We start from the raw sequence: 22,145 nt of genomic DNA, 5'->3' as shown, positions 1-22,145 counted from the left end.
ATAAGTATTCACTCCGGGCGCTTACCTATGTAAACTGCCCGGCTTCATACGCTTGCCGCCATCCATCCTGCGATTCAAATTCCCCGGTTAGGACTGTCCGTCAGTTGGGCAGCGTTTGTAACTTACCCTCACGACAGGATTGAACCCATGTTGTATGGCTATTCCGAAGTAATCCTCAAGGGCACCCTTGTGACGCTGGAGCTGGCGCTCAGTTCCGTGTTGCTGGCGGTGGTGCTCGGCTTGATTGGCGCTGGCGCCAAACTTTCCCGCAGTCGCCCGCTGGCGATGTTGTTTGAAGGCTACACCACCTTAATCCGCGGTGTGCCCGATTTGGTGTTGATGCTGCTGATCTTCTACGGTCTGCAGATCGCCTTGAATACCCTCACTGATGCGCTGGGACTGGCGCAATTTGATATCGATCCGATGGTCGCCGGTATCATCACGCTCGGCTTTATCTACGGTGCTTACTTCACTGAAACCTTCCGTGGTGCGTTCCTCGCGGTGCCAAAAGGGCAGATCGAAGCGGCAACCGCCTTCGGTTTCACCGGCTCGCAAACCTTCCGTCGCATTCTGTTCCCGGCCATGATGCGCTTTGCGCTGCCGGGCATCGGCAACAACTGGCAGGTTATTCTCAAGGCCACGGCGCTGGTTTCGCTGCTGGGGCTGGAAGATGTGGTGAAAGCCACGCAGCTGGCAGGTAAAAGTACCTGGCAGCCGTTCTACTTCGCCATTGTGGCAGGTGTGATTTATCTTGTGTTTACCACGCTGTCGAATGGCGTGCTGTGGTGGCTTGAACGTCGCTACACGGTGGGTGTGAAAAGGGCAGAGCTATGATTGAGATTATTCAGGAGTATTGGAAACAGCTGCTCTGGACCGATGGTTACCGTTTTACCGGCATCGCGATTACGCTGTGGTTATTGATCATCTCGGTGGTGATCGGCGGTTCGCTCGCGGTGCTGCTGGCGATTGCGCGCGTCTCCTCTAACCGCTTTATCTCCACGCCGGTTTGGCTGTTCACCTATGTATTTCGCGGTACGCCGCTGTATGTGCAGCTGCTGGTGTTCTACTCCGGCATGTACACGCTGGAAGTGGTGAAGGGCACCGAGCTGCTGAACGCCTTCTTCCGCAGTGGATTGAACTGTACGCTGCTGGCGTTCACGCTGAACACCTGCGCCTATACCACCGAAATCTTTGCCGGTGCGATTCGTTCGGTGCCGCACGGTGAAATCGAAGCGGCGCGCGCCTATGGCTTCTCACCGTTTAAATTGTATCGCTGCATCATTCTGCCGTCGGCACTGCGCACCGCGCTGCCGGCGTACAGCAATGAAGTGATCCTGATGCTGCACTCCACCGCGCTGGCGTTTACCGCGACGGTGCCGGATCTGTTAAAAATCGCGCGCGATATCAACTCGGCCACCTATCAGCCGTTTACCGCGTTTGGCATCGCTGCGGTGCTGTATCTGATTATCTCTTACGGGCTGATTAGCTTGTTCCGCAAAGCTGAACAACGCTTCCTGGCGCACGTAAAACCTTCTTCATCGCATTGAGTATCACTATGGCTGACAATAAATTAAGCGTTACCGAACTGCACAAACGTTACGGTGAACATGAAGTTCTGAAAGGCGTATCGCTGCAGGCAAATGCCGGCGATGTGATCAGCATTATTGGCTCGTCCGGTTCCGGGAAAAGTACCTTTTTACGCTGCATTAACTTCCTCGAGAAACCGAGTGAAGGCACCATTGCGGTCAACAACCAGCAGATCAATCTGGTGCGCGACACCGATGGTCAACTGAAAGTCGCGAACAAAGAGCAGCTGCGTATGCTGCGCACGCGCCTGACCATGGTGTTTCAGCACTTCAACCTGTGGAGCCACATGACGGTGCTGGACAACGTTACCGAAGCGCCGATTCAGGTGCTGGGGCTGAGCAAGGCGGAAGCGCGTGAGCGTGCGATTAAGTATCTGGATAAAGTCGGCATTGATGCGCGTGCGCGAGCCAAATATCCGGTGCACCTTTCCGGTGGTCAGCAGCAGCGCGTGTCAATTGCGCGGGCATTGGCGATGGAGCCCGAAGTGTTACTGTTTGACGAACCCACTTCTGCGCTCGATCCGGAACTGGTCGGCGAAGTGCTGCGCATCATGCAGAAACTGGCGGAAGAGGGCAAAACCATGGTGGTAGTGACGCATGAGATGGAGTTTGCTCGTCACGTCTCTAATCATGTGATCTTCCTGCATCAGGGCAAAATTGAAGAGCAGGGCACGCCGGATGAGCTGTTCGGCAATCCAAAAAGCCCACGTTTGCAGCAGTTTTTGAAGGGATCGTTGAAGTAGATTTTGTGCCCGCTGTCCCCCATCCAGGCCATTCCTCGCTGTCCCCCTCCTCGGTCCTCCCCCAAAATTGGGGGAGGAAGATGCTGCTATATGTGGGTGTTGAAGTGGCATTTGGCAGCATCTCCTTACCCCGCGGGCGGGGGAAGGCCGGGATGGGAGACAGCAAGCACCCTCTACCCCCGCAACAACTTCAGCGCGGTATCCTCATCGGTCACCAGACCTGACACCCAGCCGCCCTGCAACGCCGCGCGAATCGCCGGATATTTACGCTCGCTGCCGGCAAAGCCAATAATCTGGCGTTGCGTCTGGCTCTCCAGCAACACGCTGGTGAGCAGTTCATCGGTTTCACCCCACACGCGTTCACCTTGCTGATTGAAAAAGTGCCCGAGCATTTCGCCCACCACGCCGCGCGCGTTGAGCGCAGCAACTTGCGCATCGGTGATAAAGCCTTCGGCATGCAGCGGGCAGCCGGGCTGCACTTCGCCGATGCCAACGAAGGCCACATTCGCCTGCAAGGCGCGTAACGTCACGCGCTGATAAACCTGATGCTGAATCCACATCTCCTTATCTTCGGGCGTATCCGCATACAGCGGCGCAGGAATGAAGAAATACTTGCCCTGCATCTTCTCCGCCATCTTCAGCGGCACGTCATAGCGCGTACCCGAGTCGTCCCGCGCAATCGCGCCAATCATCGAAACGCACTGATGCTGCGGTCGCTCAACCCAGGGCAGCGCATCAATCATCGAGCGCAGCGTCTTACCGGAACCAATGCCAAACACCTGCGGTTGCTCCTCGCTGATGTATTGCGCCATCACCGCCGCGCCTTCCACTGCCAGCATCTGCTGAATAGCGTCATCGTCCAGATTAGCGGATGGCACCACACGGCACAGTTGCAGGCCAAATTTATCCTGAACGTCGCGCGCCAGATGCAAGCAATGGGTAACCGGATGATCAATCTTTACGCTCACCATGCCCATTTCACGCGCGCTGGAGACCAATCGCTGCGCCACCTGACGTGACAATCCTAACGCGCGTGCAATCTCTTGCTGCGTCACGCCCGCCACGTAATACATCCAGGCCGCACGTGCTGCCAGTTCTTGTTTTTTCTCTTCTCTGCTCATCGCGCTGTTCCGTCAAAACCGGTGCGCCATGTTAACGCGAGATGCCGATGAAGTGTTAACTGAGCAAAAGCCCTAAAAAAGAGCAAAAGTATTAATTGTGATTGAGCTCGCAGAACAAGGCTGCTCGCTCGCACTATGCTACGCCTCATCGGGCAAATGCCCTTAATCGTGGCAAATGTTTATTTTGAGGCGACTATGACCAATCAATCAGTGTGGATGCATATCGGCGCAGGATCTTTTCACCGCGCGCATCAGGCGTGGTATCTGCATAAACTACGCGAGCAGGGCGATGACAGCTGGAGCATTGCCCTCGGCAATATCCGCAATGATGCCGCGCCGTTGCTAAAGCAACTCGCTGCGCAAGAGGGCGAATATGTGCTGGAAACCGTTACACCCGATGGCGAACGCGCCTATGAAACCATCACGTCACTGCGCAAAATCCTGCCGTGGGATAGCAACATCAGCGCGCTGGTGGAGCAGGGAGCGAAAAGTGAAACCCGCGTGATAGGTTTTACCGTCACCGAAGCCGGTTACTATTTGACACCGGAATTCGAACTGGATCTGACGCAGCCGGATGTGCAGGCCGATGTGAAAGGCGACATCCGCACGATTTATGGCGCGCTGGCACGCATCCTCACGCAGCGCGTGGCCAACGGTGGCGCGCCCGTTACGCTGCTCAACTGCGATAACCTGCGCCACAACGGCGAACGTTTCCGTCACGGCTTCCTCGCGTTTCTTACCGCCAAAGGTGACAACGCCTTAGCGAATTGGGTGCGCGAAAATACCACCTCGCCTAACACCATGGTGGATCGCATTACGCCGCGTCCAACGCCGGATGTGGCTGAGCGCGTTAAAGCCGCTACGGGTAAAGAGGATGGTGCATCGGTGATGGCCGAATCCTTTATTCAATGGGTGATTGAAGATGACTTCATTGCGGGTCGGCCGGCGCTGGAGAAGGTTGGCGTTGAGCTGGTGGAATCGGTATTGCCGTGGGAAGAGGCGAAAATCCGCATCCTTAACGCCACGCATGCGGCGATTGCCTGGGCAGGCACGCTGATTGGCCTCAATTACATTGATGACAGCACGCGTCAGCCGGCGATTTACCAACTGGCCTATGACTACGTGACCCAGGATGTGATGCCATCGCTGTCGCCGAGCCCGCTGGATTTAGCCGATTATCGCGATGTGGTTCTGGCGCGTTTTAGCAATCCCTACATTAAAGACACCAATCAACGTGTTGGCGCGGACGGTTTGTCGAAAATCCCCGGCATGGTGACGCCAACACTGCGCGAATGCTACCAGCGTGGCGCAGAACCGGCGGCCACGGCCGTGCTGCCTGCACTGTTCTTCCTGTTCCTGCAACGCTGGGCCAGTGATGATTTGCCTTACACCTATCAGGATGGCGTGCTGCAAGCCGATGCACTGCGCCAGCAGTTTAGCCGCTCCGATGCACTGAACGCTTTCCTCAGCGATAGCGCGCTATTTGGCGAACTGGCACAGGACAAGGCGTTTCATGCGCTGGTGACGCGCAGCGTGGCGGATCTGCAACTGTGGCTGAAACAGCCAGAACGCATGCTGGCTGCGGTGTAAGGAGCGCGTTATGTATCTTGGGATTGATATTGGCACCTCCGAGCTCAAAGCGCTGATCATCAATGCGCAGGGTGAGATCATTGCCTCGAATCACGCCACGCTCAACGTGCAGCGCCCGCATGCGCACTGGGCAGAACAGGATCCCGAGCGCTGGTGGCAAGCGTGCGGTGATGTCCTTGCTGGATTGCGCCAGCAGGACGCGCTGGCCTGGAGCGAGATTCGCGCGATGGGTTTGTCCGGGCAGATGCACGGCGCGGTGCTGCTGGATGCGCAGGGTGAGGTGCTGCGCCCGTGCATTCTGTGGAATGACACGCGCAGCGCGCCGCAATGTGCCGCGCTCAGTGCCCAACATCCGGAAATGATGCAGCTCAGCGGCAATATGATTATGCCGGGCTTCACCGCACCTAAACTGCGTTGGGTGGCGGAACATGAGCCTGAGATTTTCCGTCGCATCGATAAAGTGCTGCTGCCGAAAGACTACCTACGCTGGCGTTTAACCGGACAATTTATCAGTGAACCTTCAGACGCGGCAGGCACGTTGTGGCTCGATGTAGCTCAGCGCGACTGGTGCGACGAACTGTTAGCCATCACCGGTCTCACGCGCGCCAATATGCCGGCGCTGGTGGAAGGCAGCGCGGTGAGCGCCCCATTGAAAGCCGATCTGGCAAGTGAATGGGGCTTGTCGGCCGCGGTCTGCGTGGCGGGCGGCGGTGGCGACAATGCCGCATCGGCGGTTGGTGTCGGCGCGGTTAATCCGGGTGATGCTTTTATCTCGCTGGGTACCTCCGGCGTGATTTTTGTCGTCAACGATCGTTTGCTGGCCGATCCGCAATCGGGCGTGCACGCCTTCTGTCACGCCTTGCCCGGACGCTGGCACCAGATGAGCGTGATGCTCAGCGCCGCCAGCTGCCTGCGCTGGCTGTGTAATCTGCTCTCCGTTACCGAAAGCCAACTGATGGAAGAGATGGCACAGCTCAGTGAAGAGCAGCGGCGTCATGCCCCGGTTTTCCTGCCCTATCTTTCCGGTGAACGCACGCCACACAACGATCCTGACGCCTCCGGTTCTTTCTTCAATCTGCGCCACGAAACACCGCGTGCGCTGCTCGGCTACGCAGTAATTGAAGGCGTAGCGTTTGGTCTGGCCGACGGGTTCGCGGTGCTTGGTGATGCGCAGCGCCAGATTCAGCAGTGCAGCCTGACCGGCGGTGGGGCGCGCAGCACGTTGTGGGCGCAGTTGATCGCCGATGTGCTGCAACTGCCGATCGTCACGCATCCCGCCAGCGCGTCCGGCGCATTGGGGGCTGCGCGTCTGGCATGGCTGGCCGCGGGTGGTGTGGAGAGCGAAGTTTGCCTAAAACCGCCGGTGCAGGCGCGATATCAACCAGATGCTGCGCGCGGCAAGGTGCTGCAGCAGCGATTGCAACTGTTCCGCACGCTCTATGCACAACAGCAGCAGGCGCGAGTGTTGTTGCCTGAATAATTCCAGACAGAGGATGAATGAGATGCAATCGAATGATTACTGGTTTGGCTTACCGAAAAAGATGTTCTGGGGCTTCCTCGCCATCGCTATTTTTATGGCGGGTGACGGCTTTGAGATGGCATTTCTGTCGCGTCACATCACCGATATGGGCTTCACGCCAGCGCAGTCGGCGGTAGTATTTACTTTCTACGGACTGGCGGCAGCGCTAGCGGCGTGGGCATCGGGCGTGGTAGCGGAACTGATTACGCCCCAGCGTGCCATGATGATTGGCTTCGTGCTGTGGATTGTCATGCACACGCTGTTTATGTCGCTGGGACTTGGCATGCGCAACTATCCGCTGATGGTGCTATTTTACGGCATTCGCGGTCTGGCGTATCCGCTATTCATTTACTCATTCATGATGATGCTGGTGCAGGTGCTGCCGCGTGAAAAACTGGCGGCAGCCACCGGTTGGTTCTGGGCAATGTATTCCGTCGGTATCGGTGTGGTCGGCAGCTATTTACCGAGTCTGACCATCCCGATGCTCGGCGAAACCGGTACGCTGTGGCTGGCGATTATTTGGGTTGCCTGTGGTGGCGTGCTGGCCTATTTCAGCTTGCGCCATGTGCCGGTTGATCGTTCGCGCGTCAATTTGCCGATGCGCGATAAAATGACCGAAATGTCGCGGGCGGTAACTATTCTGTTTACCAACCAGCACGTGTTTTATGCCTGCCTGATTCGCATCATTAATACGCTGTCACTGTTTGGTTTCGCCATTATCATGCCGCTGCTGTTCGTTGATCGTCTTGGTTTTACCATTTCCGAATGGCTGCAAATCTGGGCGGTGTTCTTCTTCGTTACCATTTTTACCAACATCTTCTGGGGCATTACCGGTGAGAAACTGGGTTGGATCCGTCAGGTGCGCTGGTTTGGCTGTCTCGGTATGGCCATCTCCAGTCTGGCGTTTTACTACCTGCCGCTGTATGCCGGACATAACTTCTGGGTGGCGCTGATTCCGGCGGTGATGTTAGGAATTTTTGTCGCCGCCTTCGTGCCGATGACCGCTGTGTTTCCGACACTGGAGCCGCATCACAAAGGCGCCGCCGTGTCGATTTATAACCTGTCGGCCGGACTGAGTAATTTTGTCGCGCCCGCGATTGCGTCGGTGTTGCTGCCGTTTTTCGATATCGTCGGCGTGGTGTGGGCGTATACCGCGCTGTACGTGTTTGCTGGCGTGCTGACCTTTATCATCCGCGTGCCGCAGCCGGGACATACGCATGAACCGGCGGCAGTGAAATCACGCGTGGCGCAGCAAAGGAGTTAATCTGTGATAGGCGGGCGCCATTAATGGCGCCCCTACACGACATCCCGCAACGCTTCCTCCAAATCGTACCAGCGAAAACCAAAGCCTGACTCTTCCAGGCGCTTCGGCAACACATGTTGGCCGCCGAGCACCAGTACCGCTGATTCGCCCATCATCAGCTTGATGGCGCTGGCGGGCGTGCGCATAAAGGCTGGGCGATGCATCACATGGCCGAGCGTGGCGGCGAACTGCTCATTGCGCACCGCATAGGGCGCAACCATGTTGAACGGGCCGCGCAGTTCAGAGTGATCGATCAACCACAGCAGCGCGTTAACCAAATCGTCGATGTGAATCCACGGTAAATACTGTTTGCCGCTACCAATCGGACCGCCTACGCCAAGCTTAAACGGCAGTTTCATCTTCGATAACGCGCCGCCTTCTTTCGCCAGCACCACGCCGGTGCGCAGCAAACAGACGCGCGTGCGATCGCTCTGTGCAGTTAACGCCAATTGTTCCCAACGTGCGCACAGCGTATGAGTAAATTCATCCTGGCCTGGATCCTCTTCGGTCAGCACTAAGTCGCCGGTATCGCCATAAAAGCCGGTAGCCGAGCCGGAAATCAAAAATTGCGGGGGATTGCTGCTGGCGTGAATCAGCGAGACCAGCTGCTCGGTGATCTGCCAGCGGCTTTCGCACAGCCGCTGCTTCTGCTGTTCGGTCCAGCGTTTATCGGCGATCGGTTCGCCCGCAAGATTAATCACACCATCAATACCGTTTAAATCGGTTTGCTGATTGATGCCGGACCACAGCGCCACGCTGGCGTCGAGTTTCTCGCGTGCGGCGGCGACATCGCGCGTGACGACGCTCACCTGATGGCCAAGCTGCAACAGACGCGGAATCAGATGGCGGCCAATCAGGCCGGTGCCGCCGGTGATCAGTAAATGCATGTTGAGCCTCCTTGTCATTTTTTATCTGCTCAGATTGAGCATAGAAGAGAAGCGTGCGCGCGGCGTGACTCGGCTTACGCTTATGAAGAAAAAGGAAAAGTCAGCGCTGGTCTTAGCAGCTAAAGATCCGACCAGCGCACCATTGCCTTAATAAATAAAAATCGGTAAACATGATGCACACCTGACGCTTTTCTGAGGCAGCCAATGAATTATCCAACCATTACTTTGTGGTCAGATTCTTGCTTTTTCAGCCCTTACGCCATGTCGGTTTATGTTGCGCTCACCGAGAAGGGCATTCCCTTCACCCTTAAGCGCGTCGATTTATCGCAGAATGCGCAGTGGGATGAGGAATACCGCGCGCTGTCGCTGACCTGCCGTGTGCCGACGCTGCAAATCGATGATGTGCTGCTGACGGAATCTTCAGCGATTGCTGAGTACCTGGAAGAGCGTTTTCCGGCGCCAGAGTTCGAGCGGCTCTATCCGCGCGATCGTGAGAAACGGGCGCATGCACGCGAAGTGCAGGCATGGCTGCGCAGCGACTTAATGGCGCTGCGCTCTGAGCGTCCAACCGAAGTGCTGTTCGCCGGCGAACGCTTTGCGCCGCTTACGCCGGCAGGTGAGCAAGCTGCCAACAAACTCATTGCTGCGGTGCAGCGCCTTTTGCCTGATGGACAGCAAAATCTGTTTGGCGAATGGTCGATTGCGGATACCGATTTAGCCGTGATGATTAATCGCCTGGCGCTGCACGGCGATGCGCTGCCGGTGAAGCTGCAACACTATGCGGAGTTCCAGTGGCAGCGTGCTTCGGTGCAACTCTGGTTAGCGGAATCGGGTAAAACACGCTGAGCACGATGCGCCTTGCGATGGCGAAAAGAACGCTTTACCTTACCGCTCATTCTAATAAAGCATGGCAAACAGGCGCGTGCTGGGCACGCCGAAAACAGAAAAGGGTTACGGATGGTGGATGAAACGGCAGGTGACGGTATCGAGTGGGTTGATATCGTTAACGAAGAGAACGAAGTCATTGCGCAGGCCAGCCGTGCGCAGATGCGTGCGCAGTGTCTGCGTCATCGCGCTACTTATATTGTGGTGCACGATGGCATGGGCAAAATTCTGGTGCAGCGTCGTACTGAAATTAAAGACTTCATGCCGGGTATGCTGGACGCCACTGCCGGTGGCGTGGTGCAGAGTGGGGAAGACCTGCTGGAATCGGCGCGTCGTGAAGCGGAAGAGGAATTGGGTATCGCGGCCGTTCCATTCGCCGAACACGGCCAGTTCTATTTTGAAGATCAGCATTGCCGCGTATGGGGCGGGCTGTTCAGCTGCGTTTCCCATGGCCCGTTTGCCATGCAGGAAGAGGAAGTGGATGAGATCTTCTGGATGACGCCGGAAGAGATCACCGCGCGCTGTGACGAGTTCACCGATGATTCGCTTAAGGCGCTGTCGCTGTGGCTGAGCCGAAACAGTGATGCTGCACGTCGTAAACAGAGCAGCGAAGCGTAATCTTGCCGTAAGGTCGCCATTTTTGGCGACCTTATATACAACATTGTTAATGTTCCCGCAGAATCCCCGCCAACAGTGCCAACGCATCCTCGAACTGCGCATCGGGAATAGTCAGCGGATAGAGGAAGCGGATCACGTTGCCGTACACGCCACAGGTTAGCAGAATCAAACCTTTTTCCAGCGCCTGCTGCTGAATAGCTTTGGCAATCTCCGCCGACGGCTTGCCCGCCGCATCATTGAATTCCGCCGCCATCATTGAGCCATAACCACGAATCTCCGCCAGCGCTTTACAATCTGCTTGTTGCAACGTCTGTTTTAATCGGCTGCCAAGCTGGTGGGCGCGGCTGCACAGCGCCTCTTCTTCGATAATGTCTAACACCGCCAGCGCCGCCGCAATCGCCGGTGGACTGCCAGCATAGGTTCCGCCCAGGCCGCCGGGTTCTGGCGCATCCATGACTTCTGCGCGTCCCGATACCGCCGAGAGCGGGAAACCACCGGCCAGACTTTTCGCCATGGTGATGATATCGGGCTGCACGGCGTAATAGTCGCTGGCGAACAGCTTGCCGGTGCGCGCAAAACCGCTCTGGATCTCATCGGCGATCAGCAATATGCCGTGGCGATAGCACAACTCCCGCAGCGCAACGACAAACTCTGGCGGCGCATCGTAGAAACCGCCTTCGCCCTGAACCGGTTCAAAGATAATGGCTGCCACCTGCTGCGGGCTGATATCGCTGCGGAAAATCGCTTCCAGGCTGTCGAGCGCATCGCTCACGCTGACCTTGTGCAGCGCGTTGGGATAGCGCGCGTGAAACACCGGGCTGGCGAAGGGGCCGAAGCCGGTTTTATACGGCACCACTTTCCCGGTCAGCGACATTGTCATATTGGTGCGGCCATGAAACGCGCCGGTGAAGGCGATGATGCCGGGCCGACCGGTGGCCGCACGCGCGATTTTGACCGCGTTTTCGACCGCTTCAGCACCGGTTGAGAAAAAGGTGGTTTTCACCGGCCCGCTAATCGGCACCAGCGCATTTAGTCGCTCAGCGAGATGAATGTAGTTCTCATAAGGGATGATTTGAAATGCGGTGTGGGTAAAGCATTCTAGCTGCTGTTGCACCGCAGCCATCACTTTCGGGTGACGATGCCCGGTGTTAAGCACTGCGATGCCTGCGGCAAAATCGGTGTATTCGCGGCCATGTTGATCCCAAACCGTGGCATTCTCGGCTTTTACCGCATAGAAATCACACATCACACCCACGCCGCGCGGCGTGGCTTGTAAACGACGGCGGTGCACATCACTGTTGCTCATTATTCACCTCGCAATTAGCGGCAGACTTCAATCAGTGTTAGCGCAGCGTGAGGTTTATGCCAGTGAAGTGCGGAGCAAAAAAAAAGCACGCACCGAAGTGCATGCTTTTTTAGCGGGCGGGGAAGGGGATTAGCCTTCGGCCTGCTGCGATTGAATCGCCGTCAATGCGATGGTGTAGACGATATCATCCACCAGTGCGCCGCGCGACAGGTCGTTCACCGGCTTACGCATGCCTTGCAGCATCGGTCCGATGGAGATCAGATCGGCAGAACGCTGTACCGCTTTGTAAGTGGTGTTACCGGTGTTCAGATCCGGGAAGATGAACACGGTAGCGCGGCCGGCAACCGCAGAGTTTGGCGCTTTGGATTTGGCGACGTCTTCCATAATCGCGGCGTCGTACTGCAGCGGACCATCGATCACCAGATCCGGGCGTTTTTCCTGCGCGATGCGCGTGGCTTCACGTACTTTCTCAACGTCGCTACCGGCACCGGAGTTACCGGTTGAGTAGGAGATCATCGCGACGCGTGGATCGATACCAAAGGCTTTGGCTGAATCGGCAGACTGAATCGCGATCTCTGCCAGCTGTTCTGGATTGGGATCCGGGTTGATGGCGCAGTCGCCATACACCAGAACCTGCTCCGGCAGCAGCATGAAGAACACCGACGACACCAGCGAGCTGTTTGGCGCGGTTTTGATCAACTGCAGCGGTGGACGAATGGTATTCGCAGTGGTGTGAACCGCGCCGGAGACCAGACCGTCAACTTCGCCGCTCTCCAGCATCATGGTGCCGAGCACCACGTTGTCTTCCAACTGCTCCTGCGCCACCACTTCGGTCATGCCTTTGCTCTTACGCAGCTCAACCAAACGTGGCACGTAGTTTTCACGTACCACTTCTGGATCCACGATCACGATGCCTGTGCCGAGTTCAACACCCTGCGCCGCCGCAACACGCTGAATCTCTTCCGGATTGCCGAGCAGCACACAGGTAGCGATGCCGCGTTCGGCGCAAATTGCTGCCGCTTTGACGGTACGCGGCTCGTCGCCTTCTGGCAGCACGATGCGTTTGCCGGCTTTGCGCGCCAGCTCGGTGAGTTGGTAGCGGAATGCCGGTGGAGACAGGCGACGGCTGCGCTCGGACGTGGCGGTCAGCGATTCCACCCAATCTTCATTAATGAAGCTAGCTACGTACTCCTGCACTTTCTCGATGCGCTGCGTATCGTCAGTTGGGACTTCAAGGTTGAAGCTTTGCAGGCTAAGCGACGTCTGCCAGGTGTTGGTTTTCACCATAAACACCGGCAGGCCGGTCTGAAACGCGCGTTCGCACAGGCGTGCGATGGGCGCTTCAATCTGATAGCCACCGGTCAACAGCACGGCACCTATTTCTACGCCGTTCATCGCGGCCAAACAGGCGGCAACCAGTACATCAGGACGATCGGCGGAGGTTACCAGCAGTGAACCCGGACGGAAGTGCTCCAGCATGTGTGGAATGCTACGCGCACAGAAGGTGACAGATTTCACACGGCGCGTCTGGATTTCACCTTCGTTGATGATATCGGCGTTCAGGTGACGGCACATATCGATGGCGCGAGTGGCGATCAGATCAAAGCTCCACGGTACACAACCCAGCACCGGCAGCGGACTGTTGGCAAACAGCTGCTTTGGATCGATGTTGGCGATGCTGGCTTTAGAGGAGTCATCAAAAATTTCTGACAGATCCGGGCGCGTACGACCTTGCTCATCCACCGGCGCATTCAGTTTGTTGATGATCACGCCAGTGATGTTTTTGTTTTTGCTGCCGCCAAAGCTGCTTTGCGTCAGTTCGATACGCTCTTTAAGCTGCGCCGGAGAATCGTTGCCCAGCGCCATCACGAAGACGATTTCGGCGTTCAGGGTTTTAGCGATCTCATAGTTCAGAGCAGATGCGAACTGATGTTTACGCGTGGGGACCAGACCTTCAACCAGCACTACTTCCGCATCTTTAGCGTTTGCGTGATAGTTGGCAATGATCTCTTCCATCAACACGTCTTGCTGGTTAGATCCAAGCAGCGACTCAACGCGTGACATCTGCAGCGGTTCTGCGGCAGGAATCGCGGAGCTTTTACGGATAATGCTGGTGGTTTGGTCTGGCGCATCGCCACCCGCACGTGGCTGGGCAATTGGCTTGAATACGCTCAGGCGCACGCCTTTGCGCTCCATGGCACGGATCACGCCGAGGCTGACGCTGGTCAGACCGACGCTGGTGCCGGTAGGAATGAGCATAATTGTACGTGACACGATAGAAACCTCTCAGGTGTTGCAGACTGTCTAAAACAACTCCGTCAGCCTAAGCTGACGGAGAGAAGTGTTTTTAAGCGGTGAGACGCGCGGCGTCTTGAGCAATCACCAACTCTTCGTTGGTTGGGATCACCACGGCTGGGCGCGTGCCTTCTTTGTTGATGAAACCCGATTTGCCGAAGCGTGCTGCCAGGTTGCGCTCGTGATCGACTTCGAAGCCGAGCAGACCCAGCTTCTGCAGCGCCAGCTCGCGCACCATCGCCGCGTTTTCACCGATACCACCGGTGAAGACCACGGCATCCAGACGGCCTTCCATCAGCGCAGTGTAGCTGCCGATGTATTTCGCCAGACGGTGGCAGAACACATCCATCGCACGCTTAGCATCTTCTTTGGTGCTGTAGTTGTCTTCCACATAGCGGCAGTCGCTGGTGACTTCGGTCAGACCTAACAGGCCAGACTCTTTGGTCAGCAGCTTGTTGATGGCATCAATGCTCATGCCCAGGGCATCATGCAGGAAGAAGATAATCGCAGGATCGATGTCGCCACTGCGCGTGCCCATCACCAACCCTTCCAATGGCGTCAGGCCCATTGAAGTATCAACACACTGACCATTGCGAATAGCAGAAACGGAACCGCCATTACCCAAGTGGCAGGTGATGACGTTCAGTTCGCTAACGGGCTTGTTCAGCATTTTCGCGGCTTCCTGCGTCACATAGTAGTGACTGGTGCCGTGTGCGCCGTAGCGACGAACGCCGTGCTCTTTATACAATTTGTACGGCAGAGCATAGAGATAGGACTCTTCCGGCATTGTCTGATGGAATGCGGTGTCAAAAACCGCGACATTTTTATCAGAAAGATGCGGGAAGTTTTTCAGCGCTTCATCTATACCGATCAGATGCGCAGGATTGTGCAGCGGCGCAAACGAAGAGGCGTCTTTGATGCCCTGAATAACTGATTCGTCGATGATGACCGATTTGGTCAGCTGCTCGCCGCCGTGAACAATACGATGGCCGATTGCAGCGATTTGTGCCGAAAGCTCTGGTTTTTGTGCCAGAATAGTTTTGACCATGAAATTCAGTGCTTCGCTGTGTGCCGCACCCGCGCCAAGCTGAGCTTCTTGTTTGCTGCCGTCCAGTTTCCACTTAATACGTGCTTCCGGTAAATGGAAACATTCAGCCAAACCGGAGAGGTATTCGTCGCCGGTAACAGGGTTAAGGATGGCAAACTTAAGTGAAGAACTGCCGCAGTTCAGAACCAGAACTAACTTCGTCGACATGGAAGTACCTATTTTTGTTAAATAGTGGCTAAAAAAAACGCAATCAGACTAACAGCGTAGCCCATGAAAGCTGGTAGGTTAATGATAAACATCATGTGCTAGTCAAAAATTCAGTGACATGCAAAAAATTTTGGTGATTTTACGCTTATTTTTGATAAGCACTTAGCGAAACATGGCTCTGGCCGCTCTTTTATTGAGCTAAAGCTTCCGGTAATGTTACTCAAACGGCGTCAGAATACTCACTGTCACCCGCAAAGACAAAAACTTTTGAAGGATGTCACGTAAAGTTGTGTAGTTATCGGTTTATTTTAAATATTGCAGATTTAGTTGAGGTCTATCATGGCGAATGAGACAGACAAACCCGGCTGGTTCGGCTTGTTCCAGCGCGGACAGCGATACATGAAGACCTGGCCTGCAGACAAGCGCCTGGCGCCGGTATTTCCTGAAAATCGCGTGGTGAATGCAACGCGTTTTGCCATTCGCTTTATGCCGCCGCTGGCGATTTTCACCCTAACGTGGCAAATCGCGATGGGGGGACAACTTGGTCCAGCAATTGCCACCGCGCTGTTTGCCTGCAGCCTGCCGATGCAAGGATTATGGTGGTTAGGTAAACGTTCGGTAACGCCGTTGCCGCCGACGCTGCTGCAGTGGTTCCATGAAGTGCGTACCAAACTGCAAGAAGCGGGGCAGGCGATTGCACCCGTTGACGGTAAGCCGACATATCAGTCGCTCGCCGATGTGCTGAAGCGCGCGTTTAAACAGCTTGATCGCACTTTCCTCGACGATCTTTGATCCGCGGACGCTTTTACCTGCCAGAGAATTTGAGCCAAATCCCGGTTCAAATCAAAGAAAAGTGGTGCGGACATACACGCATCACTCTCCTTGTGTAATCATTTCTTCATTGTTTAAATCTTAAGCGGCCGCCTGGCCCGGGAGCAAACCATGGAAATGACCCACGCACAACGATTGATCCTCTCCAATCAATACAAAATGATGGCCATGCTGGAACCCGATAACGCCGAGCGCTATCGTCGTTATCAAACCATTATTGAACGCGGCTATGGCTTACAGTTACGCGAACTCGATAAGGAATTCGGCGAGCTAACCGAAGCGACCTGTCGCTCACTGATCGATATTATGGAAATGCATCATGCGCTGCATGTTTCGTGGTCGAACCTCAAAGATGGCAGCGCGATTGATGAGCGTCGCCTGGCGTTTCTCGGCTTTGATGCGGCCACCGAAGCGCGTTATCTCGGCTACGTGCGTTTTATGGTGAACGTAGAAGGGCGCTATACCCATTTTGATTCCGGCACACACGGCTTCAATGCCCAAACGCCGATGTGGGAAAAATACCAACGCATGCTTACGGTGTGGCACACTTGTCCGCGTCAATATCATCTCAGCGCGAATGAGATCGCGCAGATTATCAATGCCTGAATAAGGAGCGACGCGTGAAGTACAGGGGTTTTCTGTTTGATTTAGACGGTACGCTGGTGGATTCACTGCCTGCTGTGATTCGCGCATGGTCATTGTGGGGCGAGCGCCATGGTTTGTCTGCGGAAGAGGTCCTGAGCTATATCCACGGGAAGCCTGCCATCAATTCGCTGCGCCATTTCATGGCGGGACAATCTGAAGAGGCGATTCAGGCGGAATTTCTCTGGCTTGAACGCCTCGAAGCGGAAGACACGCATGGCGTACAGGCGATTCCGGGCGCATTAGCGTTACTGTCAACGTTGAACGAGTTGCAGATCCCATGGGCGATTGTCACATCGGGGTCGATCCCTGTTGCCTATGCGCGCCATAAAGCCGCCAATCTACCCATGCCAGAGGTGTTCATCACTGCGGAGAACATCAAGCACGGTAAGCCGAATCCCGAGCCTTATTTGCTGGGCGCCGAGCGTTTGGGGCTTTCAGCGACGCAATGCGTGGTGGTTGAGGATGCGCCAGCGGGCATCATTTCAGGATTGGATGCGGGCAGTGCGGTGATCGCTATAAATGCGCCAGCCGATGCGCCGCGCATTGATGAAGTCACCTTCCGCGTCGCTTCGCTTGAACCGTTAAATGTCACTAAAGAAGATAGCGGTGAATTTACCCTTTCTATCACCGCATAAAAAAACGGGCCGCTGCGGCCCGTTTTTTTACAGCGGCGTATCCTGTGAGATTTCATCCAGCGACAGGCTAAAGCTGGGAATAAACACCTCAACAAAATAATCCATTTCCGGCGAGCGCCGCTGCGTCAGGGTTTTCTCCAGGCGCGCTTTGGCCAGCAAAAACTCGTTATTACCCGCCGACAACTCTTCCAGACACTTCACATAGGCGCAAAGTGCATCCGCTTGCTTAACCACGGATTGTTCACTTTCGCTATGCATGTGTTCATCTATCAGCGGCCGATAAGCGTCCTGCAGTTCGGGCGGCAGCATATCGATGAGTTTCTGCTGGGCAATTTTCTCGATCTTTTTATATTCGTGCGCAATTTGCGCGTTGTAGTACTTCACCGGCGTCGGTAAATCCCCGGTCAATACTTCGCTGGCATCATGATACAGCGCTAGCATGGCAATGCGCTCGGCGTTGAGGTTGCCGTTAAACTTTTTGTTTTTGATGATGGCGAGCGCGTGAGCAACCATCGCCACCTGCAGACTATGCTCGGAAACGTTTTCAGTGCGCACATTGCGCATTAATGGCCAGCGGTTAATCAGTTTGAGACGGGAGAGGTGGGCGAAAAAATGGCTACGAGTCATGGACGGTTCCTGTTCGCACGGCGGGGAAGATATCTTTTCCCCGAAATGCGAACAGTATACGCGTCACAATTTACTGGCGATACCCTTGTAAGAAACGACCAAACTTGCTGACGGCCATTTCCAAATCGTCCACGCGCGGCAGCGTAACGATGCGTACGTGATCCGGCCACGGCCAGTTGAACGCGGTGCCCTGAACCAGCAGCACTTTTTCCTGCAACAGGAAATCCAGCACCATCTTCTGATCGTCGAAGATGTTGAATTTCTTGGCGTCAATACGCGGGAACATATAGAGCGCACCTTGCGGCTTCACACAGCTGACGCCAGGAATATCATTAATTAATTCCCACGCACGCTGGCGCTGTTCATACAAACGTCCGCCGGGCGCGATAAATTCACTAATGCTTTGATAACCACCCAATGCGGTCTGAATCGCGTGTTGTGCAGGAACGTTGGCACACAGGCGCATCGACGCCAGCATCTCCAGACCTTCAATGTAACCTTTAGCGTGTTTCTTCGGACCATTCAAAACCATCCAGCCCTGACGAAAACCCGCCACGCGATAGGTTTTGGACAAGCCGTTGAAGGTCACCGTCAGCAGATCGGGTGCCAGCGCAGCAATCGAATGATGTTGTGCTTCGTCGTAGAGAATCTTGTCGTAGATTTCATCGGCGAAAATAATCAGATTGTGCTGGCGCGCAATTTCAACAATCTCAAGCAACAACTCTTTGCTGTAAACCGCGCCGGTCGGGTTATTCGGGTTAATGATGACAATGCCACGCGTGCGCGGGGTGATCTTGCTGCGAATATCATCCAGGTCAGGGAACCAACCTGCTGATTCATCACACAAATAATGCACCGCTTTACCGCTTGACAGCGAAACGGCAGCGGTCCACAGCGGATAATCCGGCGCAGGCACCAGCATTTCATCACCGCTGTTGAGCAATGCCTGCATCGCTTGCACAATCAGTTCGGATACGCCGTTACCTATATAGATGTCTTCGACAGTGACATCGCGCATGTCACGCGCCTGGTAATGCTGCATGATCGCTTTACGCGCCGAATACAGCCCCTTTGAATCGCAATAACCCTGCGAGCTCGGCAGATTGCGAATGACATCGACCAGAATTTCATCAGGTGCTTCGAAACCAAACGGGGCAGGGTTGCCGATGTTCAGCTTGAGAACTTTGTTGCCTTCTTCTTCGAGACGTTTAGCTTCTTTCAGTACCGGGCCACGGATGTCATAACAGACATTTTCCAGCTTGCCGGATTTATCAATTTGAAAATTCATTGTTACCGCCTTTATGGGCAGAGTCCTTTAACCTGCCACCAAAAATCAAACTCGCCCAATTTACTCTTCTCACCTTAACAAAAGAAGGGCAGCGCTTGGTTTTGGCGTGTTTGCCATTTTTTCCCCTTTCACGTGGCGTAAAAGTCATTGGAAATCGATTAATCTGGTTCATTAGTCCACAAATGTGAAGAATGTTAATATTAAACGCTGGTAAGGTGTGCCTGACGTGTAAATGCCTTCTTCCATCGACATCCGAGACTATTCAGAAATTTTTCAGTCAAAACTGGCTTAAAAAAACATTAGCGACCAGACGAAATAGTTAAATGAATCTTGTTGGATGGCGAAAAATTGTCTGGTAATGATTAAGCACTGTTTGGCGTCACAAAATAGAGTTCATTCTCATACACTTTTTATTGGCAGAATTAAGCACCACCATCAGCTGCAACTCAGTGTAAAACACGCGTAAAATAGCATTTGCGCTGTATCTTTAACGTAAGTGTTTGAGATTCAGAACCTGGAGGGGTTAAAAAAAGAGCAGCATTATGGCAGGATGTGTGCGAAAAGACTTTTGGTCAAAAATTGCGATGTTTTGAACAAAAACATTTCCATTTATAGCGTAAAAATGATTAAGTATAATTTATTATTTGATGCACTTTATCGCTTCGCATCTACATAACATGATGTTATTACTTTTTAACCCGCAGGGACTTTGTGCGGGAGACATAGACAACTACGCAGCTTCCAGCACCTGTACGACTTACGTTTTCGGCCCAGAAGTTCTGCTGTCTATAATGACGACGCTGCTCTGATCTCAGAGTGGTGCGATCGTCGGCATCCGCCTGACAAATTTTTTTTCATGGCAGCTCCACACAGGGCTGTCATTAAGCACCATTGCCTCTTATCTCTTTGATAAGTCGGGTAATACACCAGGGTAGTAGTTTTAAAAAATCTTATAAGTGAAGAAAAAACATGACTAATGCAAATCGTCCGATACTGAATCTCGACCTCGATCTGCTGCGTACATTTGTTGCCGTTGCCGATCTGAACACTTTTGCAGCTGCCGCTGCCGCCGTGTGCAGAACGCAGTCCGCAGTGAGCCAGCAGATGCAACGTCTGGAACAATTGGTAGGTAAAGAGCTGTTTGCCAGACATGGACGTAATAAATTGCTGACGGAGCATGGCATTCAACTGCTGGGTTACGCCAGGAAAATCCTTCGTTTTAATGACGAAGCTTGCACCTCTTTAATGTACAGCAACATCCAGGGCGTTCTGACCATCGGCGCTTCAGATGATACCTCAGATACCATTCTGCCGTTCCTGCTTAACCGCGTAACGTCGGTCTATCCGAAGCTGGCCATTGATGTGCGTGTTAAGCGCAACCCGTTCATGATGGAAATGCTTAATCAAGGTGAAGTCGATCTGGTTGTGACCACGTCCAGCCCAGGAAACTTTACTTATCAGGTACTGCGTACTTCACCAACGTTGTGGTACTGCGCGGCAGATTATATCTTCCAGCGTGGAGAGGCCATTCCTTTGGTTCTGTTGGATGAGCCAAGCCCGTATCGTGATATGGCCATTGATCACCTCAACGAGGCTGGCATTCCGTGGCGCATCTCGTATGTTGCTTCAACGCTGGCTGCCGTCCGTGCAGCGGTTAAAGCCGGTTTGGGTGTGACAGCGCGTCCTGTTGAGATGATGAGTCCAGAACTGCGCGTGATGGGCGCGGCAGAAGGTTTGCCAGTATTGCCTGACACCCAGTATCTGCTGTGCCGTAATCCAGACAGCGATAACGAACTGGCGCTGGCGATCTTCAATGCCATGCAGTCCACCAACGATCCTTATAATCTGAGTGCTAATCCAGACGGTACCTTGTTACTGGATGATGAAGAGTAAGGGTTGCAGTTGCTGGTAATTCCTCTCAATTGGAATACCGGTTAATTGTTAAAACCGATAAAAATGAGCCTTAGCTGGGTAATTATCCGCTAAGGCTTTTTTTATGCCTTTTAATACCTCGTTTTTAGAGCGATTTCCTGAAAAAGATTTCACTCGACAACTTAAAAATGAAATGTGTTCCATTTTTGCTCCACATGGAATGATTTTATCAATTCGTGCCAACTTTCCCAGGGCATTTGCCCGTACACTCCGCTGTTTTTTGCAGCATAAAACCCAGTTATGTGCTTTAGATCAAAAAAATACCCCTGATAAGGGGGGGGAATCTCGGGCGAGACCTGTCAAAATATGATTGTTAAATGCACGATCCACGCATGTGAATACCCGCTACACTAAAATTAACCTCACAAACTGAAGCGATTTAGCTGGCGCTCAGAGGGTTGAATGTTAATAATATGATGCAGCTGTAAAATAATGTTTGGATACTTTTGTCAAAGTTGACAAAAGGTTATAGAAAGGAGTAAAAACCCCTATAAAATTGCTGCTTTATTGCTAATGACAGCAAAATTTATAAGGTTTTTTATCCTTCCCTTGAATCGATGTGGTGTGTTTGCTGCAACAGCGCAGGATGCCATCACCACTTTTGATGAGTAAGCAAAGAGTATGTCGACAACTACAGAAGTGATCGCTCATCACTGGGCATTTATTGTTTTTATCGTTATCGCATTCGGCCTGTGTGCCTTTATGTTGACCGGTGGCTGGTTGTTAGGTGGTCGTGCGCGTGCGCGACACAAGGACACCCCGTTCGAATCGGGTATTGAGTCGGTCGGTGACACTCATATTCGCCTCTCTGCAAAATTCTATCTGGTTGCGATGTTTTTCGTCATATTCGACGTCGAAGCCCTCTATTTATACGCATGGTCGACTTCCATTCGCGAAAGCGGTTGGGTCGGCTTTGTCGAAGCCGCAATTTTCATTTTGGTGCTCTTGGCAGGCCTGGTTTATCTGGTGCGCATCGGTGCGCTGGATTGGGCTCCTGCGCGTCGTCGCGTAGTGGTCAAATCTGTCCCGGTCAGTCACAGCCACACCAACCCTCATAAGCAGTAAAAGCGAGGCAATAA

20 protein-coding genes are annotated in these 22,145 nt (G+C 53.9%); 13 read left to right on the top strand and 7 right to left on the bottom strand.

The genetic code is table 11. The annotated features are described in order from the left end of the window. The first annotated feature begins 147 nt into the window (after positions 1-147). Genes MWH02_RS13885 through hisP form a run of 3 tightly spaced genes read left to right on the top strand, consistent with a single transcriptional unit; the run spans position 148 to position 2,329 of the window. Complete coding sequence (locus MWH02_RS13885; RefSeq protein WP_008105192.1) at positions 148-834, top strand: histidine ABC transporter permease HisQ; 687 nt, start codon at positions 148-150, stop codon at positions 832-834. After that, entirely contained in the window at positions 831-1,547 is a 717-nt protein-coding gene (locus tag MWH02_RS13880) for an ABC transporter permease (RefSeq protein ID WP_008105190.1), read from the top strand. The genes MWH02_RS13885 and MWH02_RS13880 overlap by 4 nt, the downstream gene beginning before the upstream one ends. Positions 1,548-1,555: 8 nt before the next feature. Further along, positions 1,556-2,329, top strand: a complete 774-nt coding sequence (hisP, locus tag MWH02_RS13875) for a histidine ABC transporter ATP-binding protein HisP (RefSeq protein ID WP_101763641.1) — start codon at positions 1,556-1,558, stop codon at positions 2,327-2,329. Positions 2,330-2,502: 173 nt separating this feature from the next. On the opposite strand, the gene MWH02_RS13870 is transcribed toward hisP, so the two are convergent. Beyond that, positions 2,503-3,450 carry a sugar-binding transcriptional regulator gene (locus MWH02_RS13870; protein ID WP_101763642.1) on the bottom strand — a complete coding sequence of 316 codons (948 nt, stop codon included), beginning with the start codon at positions 3,448-3,450 and terminating at the stop codon, positions 2,503-2,505. 195 nt (positions 3,451-3,645) lie between these two features. Between MWH02_RS13870 and dalD the strand changes: the two genes are divergently transcribed. From dalD to MWH02_RS13855, 3 genes are read left to right on the top strand one after another with little or no spacing between them, the layout of a single operon-like run. Next, on the top strand, positions 3,646-5,040 hold the full coding sequence (gene dalD, locus MWH02_RS13865) for a D-arabinitol 4-dehydrogenase (RefSeq protein WP_222184625.1): 1,395 nt from the start codon (positions 3,646-3,648) through the stop codon (positions 5,038-5,040). Positions 5,041-5,050: 10 nt separating this feature from the next. Next, entirely contained in the window at positions 5,051-6,520 is a 1,470-nt protein-coding gene (gene xylB / locus MWH02_RS13860) for a xylulokinase (protein ID WP_271460852.1), read from the top strand. 22 nt (positions 6,521-6,542) lie between these two features. Then, on the top strand, positions 6,543-7,823 hold the full coding sequence (locus MWH02_RS13855) for an MFS transporter (protein ID WP_192233267.1): 1,281 nt from the start codon (positions 6,543-6,545) through the stop codon (positions 7,821-7,823). Between the two features lie 32 nt (positions 7,824-7,855). On the opposite strand, the gene MWH02_RS13850 is transcribed toward MWH02_RS13855, so the two are convergent. After that, positions 7,856-8,749: a TIGR01777 family oxidoreductase gene (locus MWH02_RS13850; RefSeq protein WP_101763646.1), complete on the bottom strand. Its 894-nt coding sequence runs from the start codon at positions 8,747-8,749 to the stop codon at positions 7,856-7,858. Positions 8,750-8,953: 204 nt separating this feature from the next. On the opposite strand from MWH02_RS13850, the gene yfcF reads away from it, so the two are divergent. Both yfcF and yfcD read left to right on the top strand, forming a co-directional pair. Beyond that, positions 8,954-9,595, top strand: coding sequence for a glutathione transferase (yfcF, locus tag MWH02_RS13845; protein ID WP_008105173.1), 642 nt, complete (start codon positions 8,954-8,956; stop codon positions 9,593-9,595). Between the two features lie 111 nt (positions 9,596-9,706). Then, positions 9,707-10,252, top strand: coding sequence for an NUDIX hydrolase YfcD (gene yfcD, locus MWH02_RS13840; RefSeq protein WP_271460851.1), 546 nt, complete (start codon positions 9,707-9,709; stop codon positions 10,250-10,252). Positions 10,253-10,298: 46 nt separating this feature from the next. On the opposite strand, the gene MWH02_RS13835 is transcribed toward yfcD, so the two are convergent. The 3 genes from MWH02_RS13835 to ackA all read right to left on the bottom strand — a co-directional run bounded on the left by MWH02_RS13835 (position 10,299) and on the right by ackA (position 15,108). Beyond that, the gene (locus MWH02_RS13835; protein ID WP_271460850.1) at positions 10,299-11,558 is read right to left on the bottom strand and encodes a 4-aminobutyrate--2-oxoglutarate transaminase; all 1,260 of its coding nucleotides are present in this window, start codon (positions 11,556-11,558) and stop codon (positions 10,299-10,301) included. Between the two features lie 129 nt (positions 11,559-11,687). After that, complete coding sequence (gene pta / locus MWH02_RS13830) at positions 11,688-13,832, bottom strand: phosphate acetyltransferase (protein ID WP_176971183.1); 2,145 nt, start codon at positions 13,830-13,832, stop codon at positions 11,688-11,690. A 73-nt stretch (positions 13,833-13,905) separates the two neighbouring features. Next, positions 13,906-15,108, bottom strand: a complete 1,203-nt coding sequence (ackA, locus tag MWH02_RS13825) for an acetate kinase (RefSeq protein ID WP_217548728.1) — start codon at positions 15,106-15,108, stop codon at positions 13,906-13,908. A 339-nt stretch (positions 15,109-15,447) separates the two neighbouring features. Here ackA and yfbV point away from each other — a divergent pair, with 339 nt between their 5' ends. The 3 genes from yfbV to MWH02_RS13810 all read left to right on the top strand — a co-directional run bounded on the left by yfbV (position 15,448) and on the right by MWH02_RS13810 (position 17,219). Continuing rightward, positions 15,448-15,900, top strand: a complete 453-nt coding sequence (yfbV, locus tag MWH02_RS13820; protein ID WP_101763650.1) for a terminus macrodomain insulation protein YfbV — start codon at positions 15,448-15,450, stop codon at positions 15,898-15,900. A 150-nt stretch (positions 15,901-16,050) separates the two neighbouring features. Beyond that, positions 16,051-16,545: a YfbU family protein gene (locus MWH02_RS13815; RefSeq protein WP_101763651.1), complete on the top strand. Its 495-nt coding sequence runs from the start codon at positions 16,051-16,053 to the stop codon at positions 16,543-16,545. 14 nt (positions 16,546-16,559) lie between these two features. After that, positions 16,560-17,219: a sugar phosphatase gene (locus MWH02_RS13810; protein ID WP_192233271.1), complete on the top strand. Its 660-nt coding sequence runs from the start codon at positions 16,560-16,562 to the stop codon at positions 17,217-17,219. Positions 17,220-17,246: 27 nt separating this feature from the next. Here the strand turns inward: MWH02_RS13810 and yfbR are convergent, their stop codons facing one another. Both yfbR and MWH02_RS13800 read right to left on the bottom strand, forming a co-directional pair. Then, positions 17,247-17,846, bottom strand: a complete 600-nt coding sequence (gene yfbR, locus MWH02_RS13805) for a 5'-deoxynucleotidase (protein WP_110866568.1) — start codon at positions 17,844-17,846, stop codon at positions 17,247-17,249. Between the two features lie 70 nt (positions 17,847-17,916). Further along, complete coding sequence (locus MWH02_RS13800) at positions 17,917-19,134, bottom strand: pyridoxal phosphate-dependent aminotransferase (RefSeq protein ID WP_008105154.1); 1,218 nt, start codon at positions 19,132-19,134, stop codon at positions 17,917-17,919. A gap of 969 nt (positions 19,135-20,103) precedes the next feature. Between MWH02_RS13800 and lrhA the strand changes: the two genes are divergently transcribed. Next, entirely contained in the window at positions 20,104-21,027 is a 924-nt protein-coding gene (lrhA, locus tag MWH02_RS13795) for a transcriptional regulator LrhA (protein WP_021509211.1), read from the top strand. Between the two features lie 660 nt (positions 21,028-21,687). Beyond that, positions 21,688-22,131 (top strand): NADH-quinone oxidoreductase subunit A, encoded by a 444-nt coding sequence (locus MWH02_RS13790; protein ID WP_007889316.1) that lies wholly within the window; start codon positions 21,688-21,690, stop codon positions 22,129-22,131. The last annotated feature ends 14 nt before the right edge of the window (positions 22,132-22,145 follow it).

The sequence above is a fragment of the Pantoea leporis genome, assembly GCF_028048155.1.
Lineage (GTDB): Bacteria > Pseudomonadota > Gammaproteobacteria > Enterobacterales > Enterobacteriaceae > Pantoea > Pantoea leporis.
The sequence above is the reverse complement of the archived record's forward strand: the minus strand, read 5'-3'. Positions and strand labels throughout refer to the sequence as shown.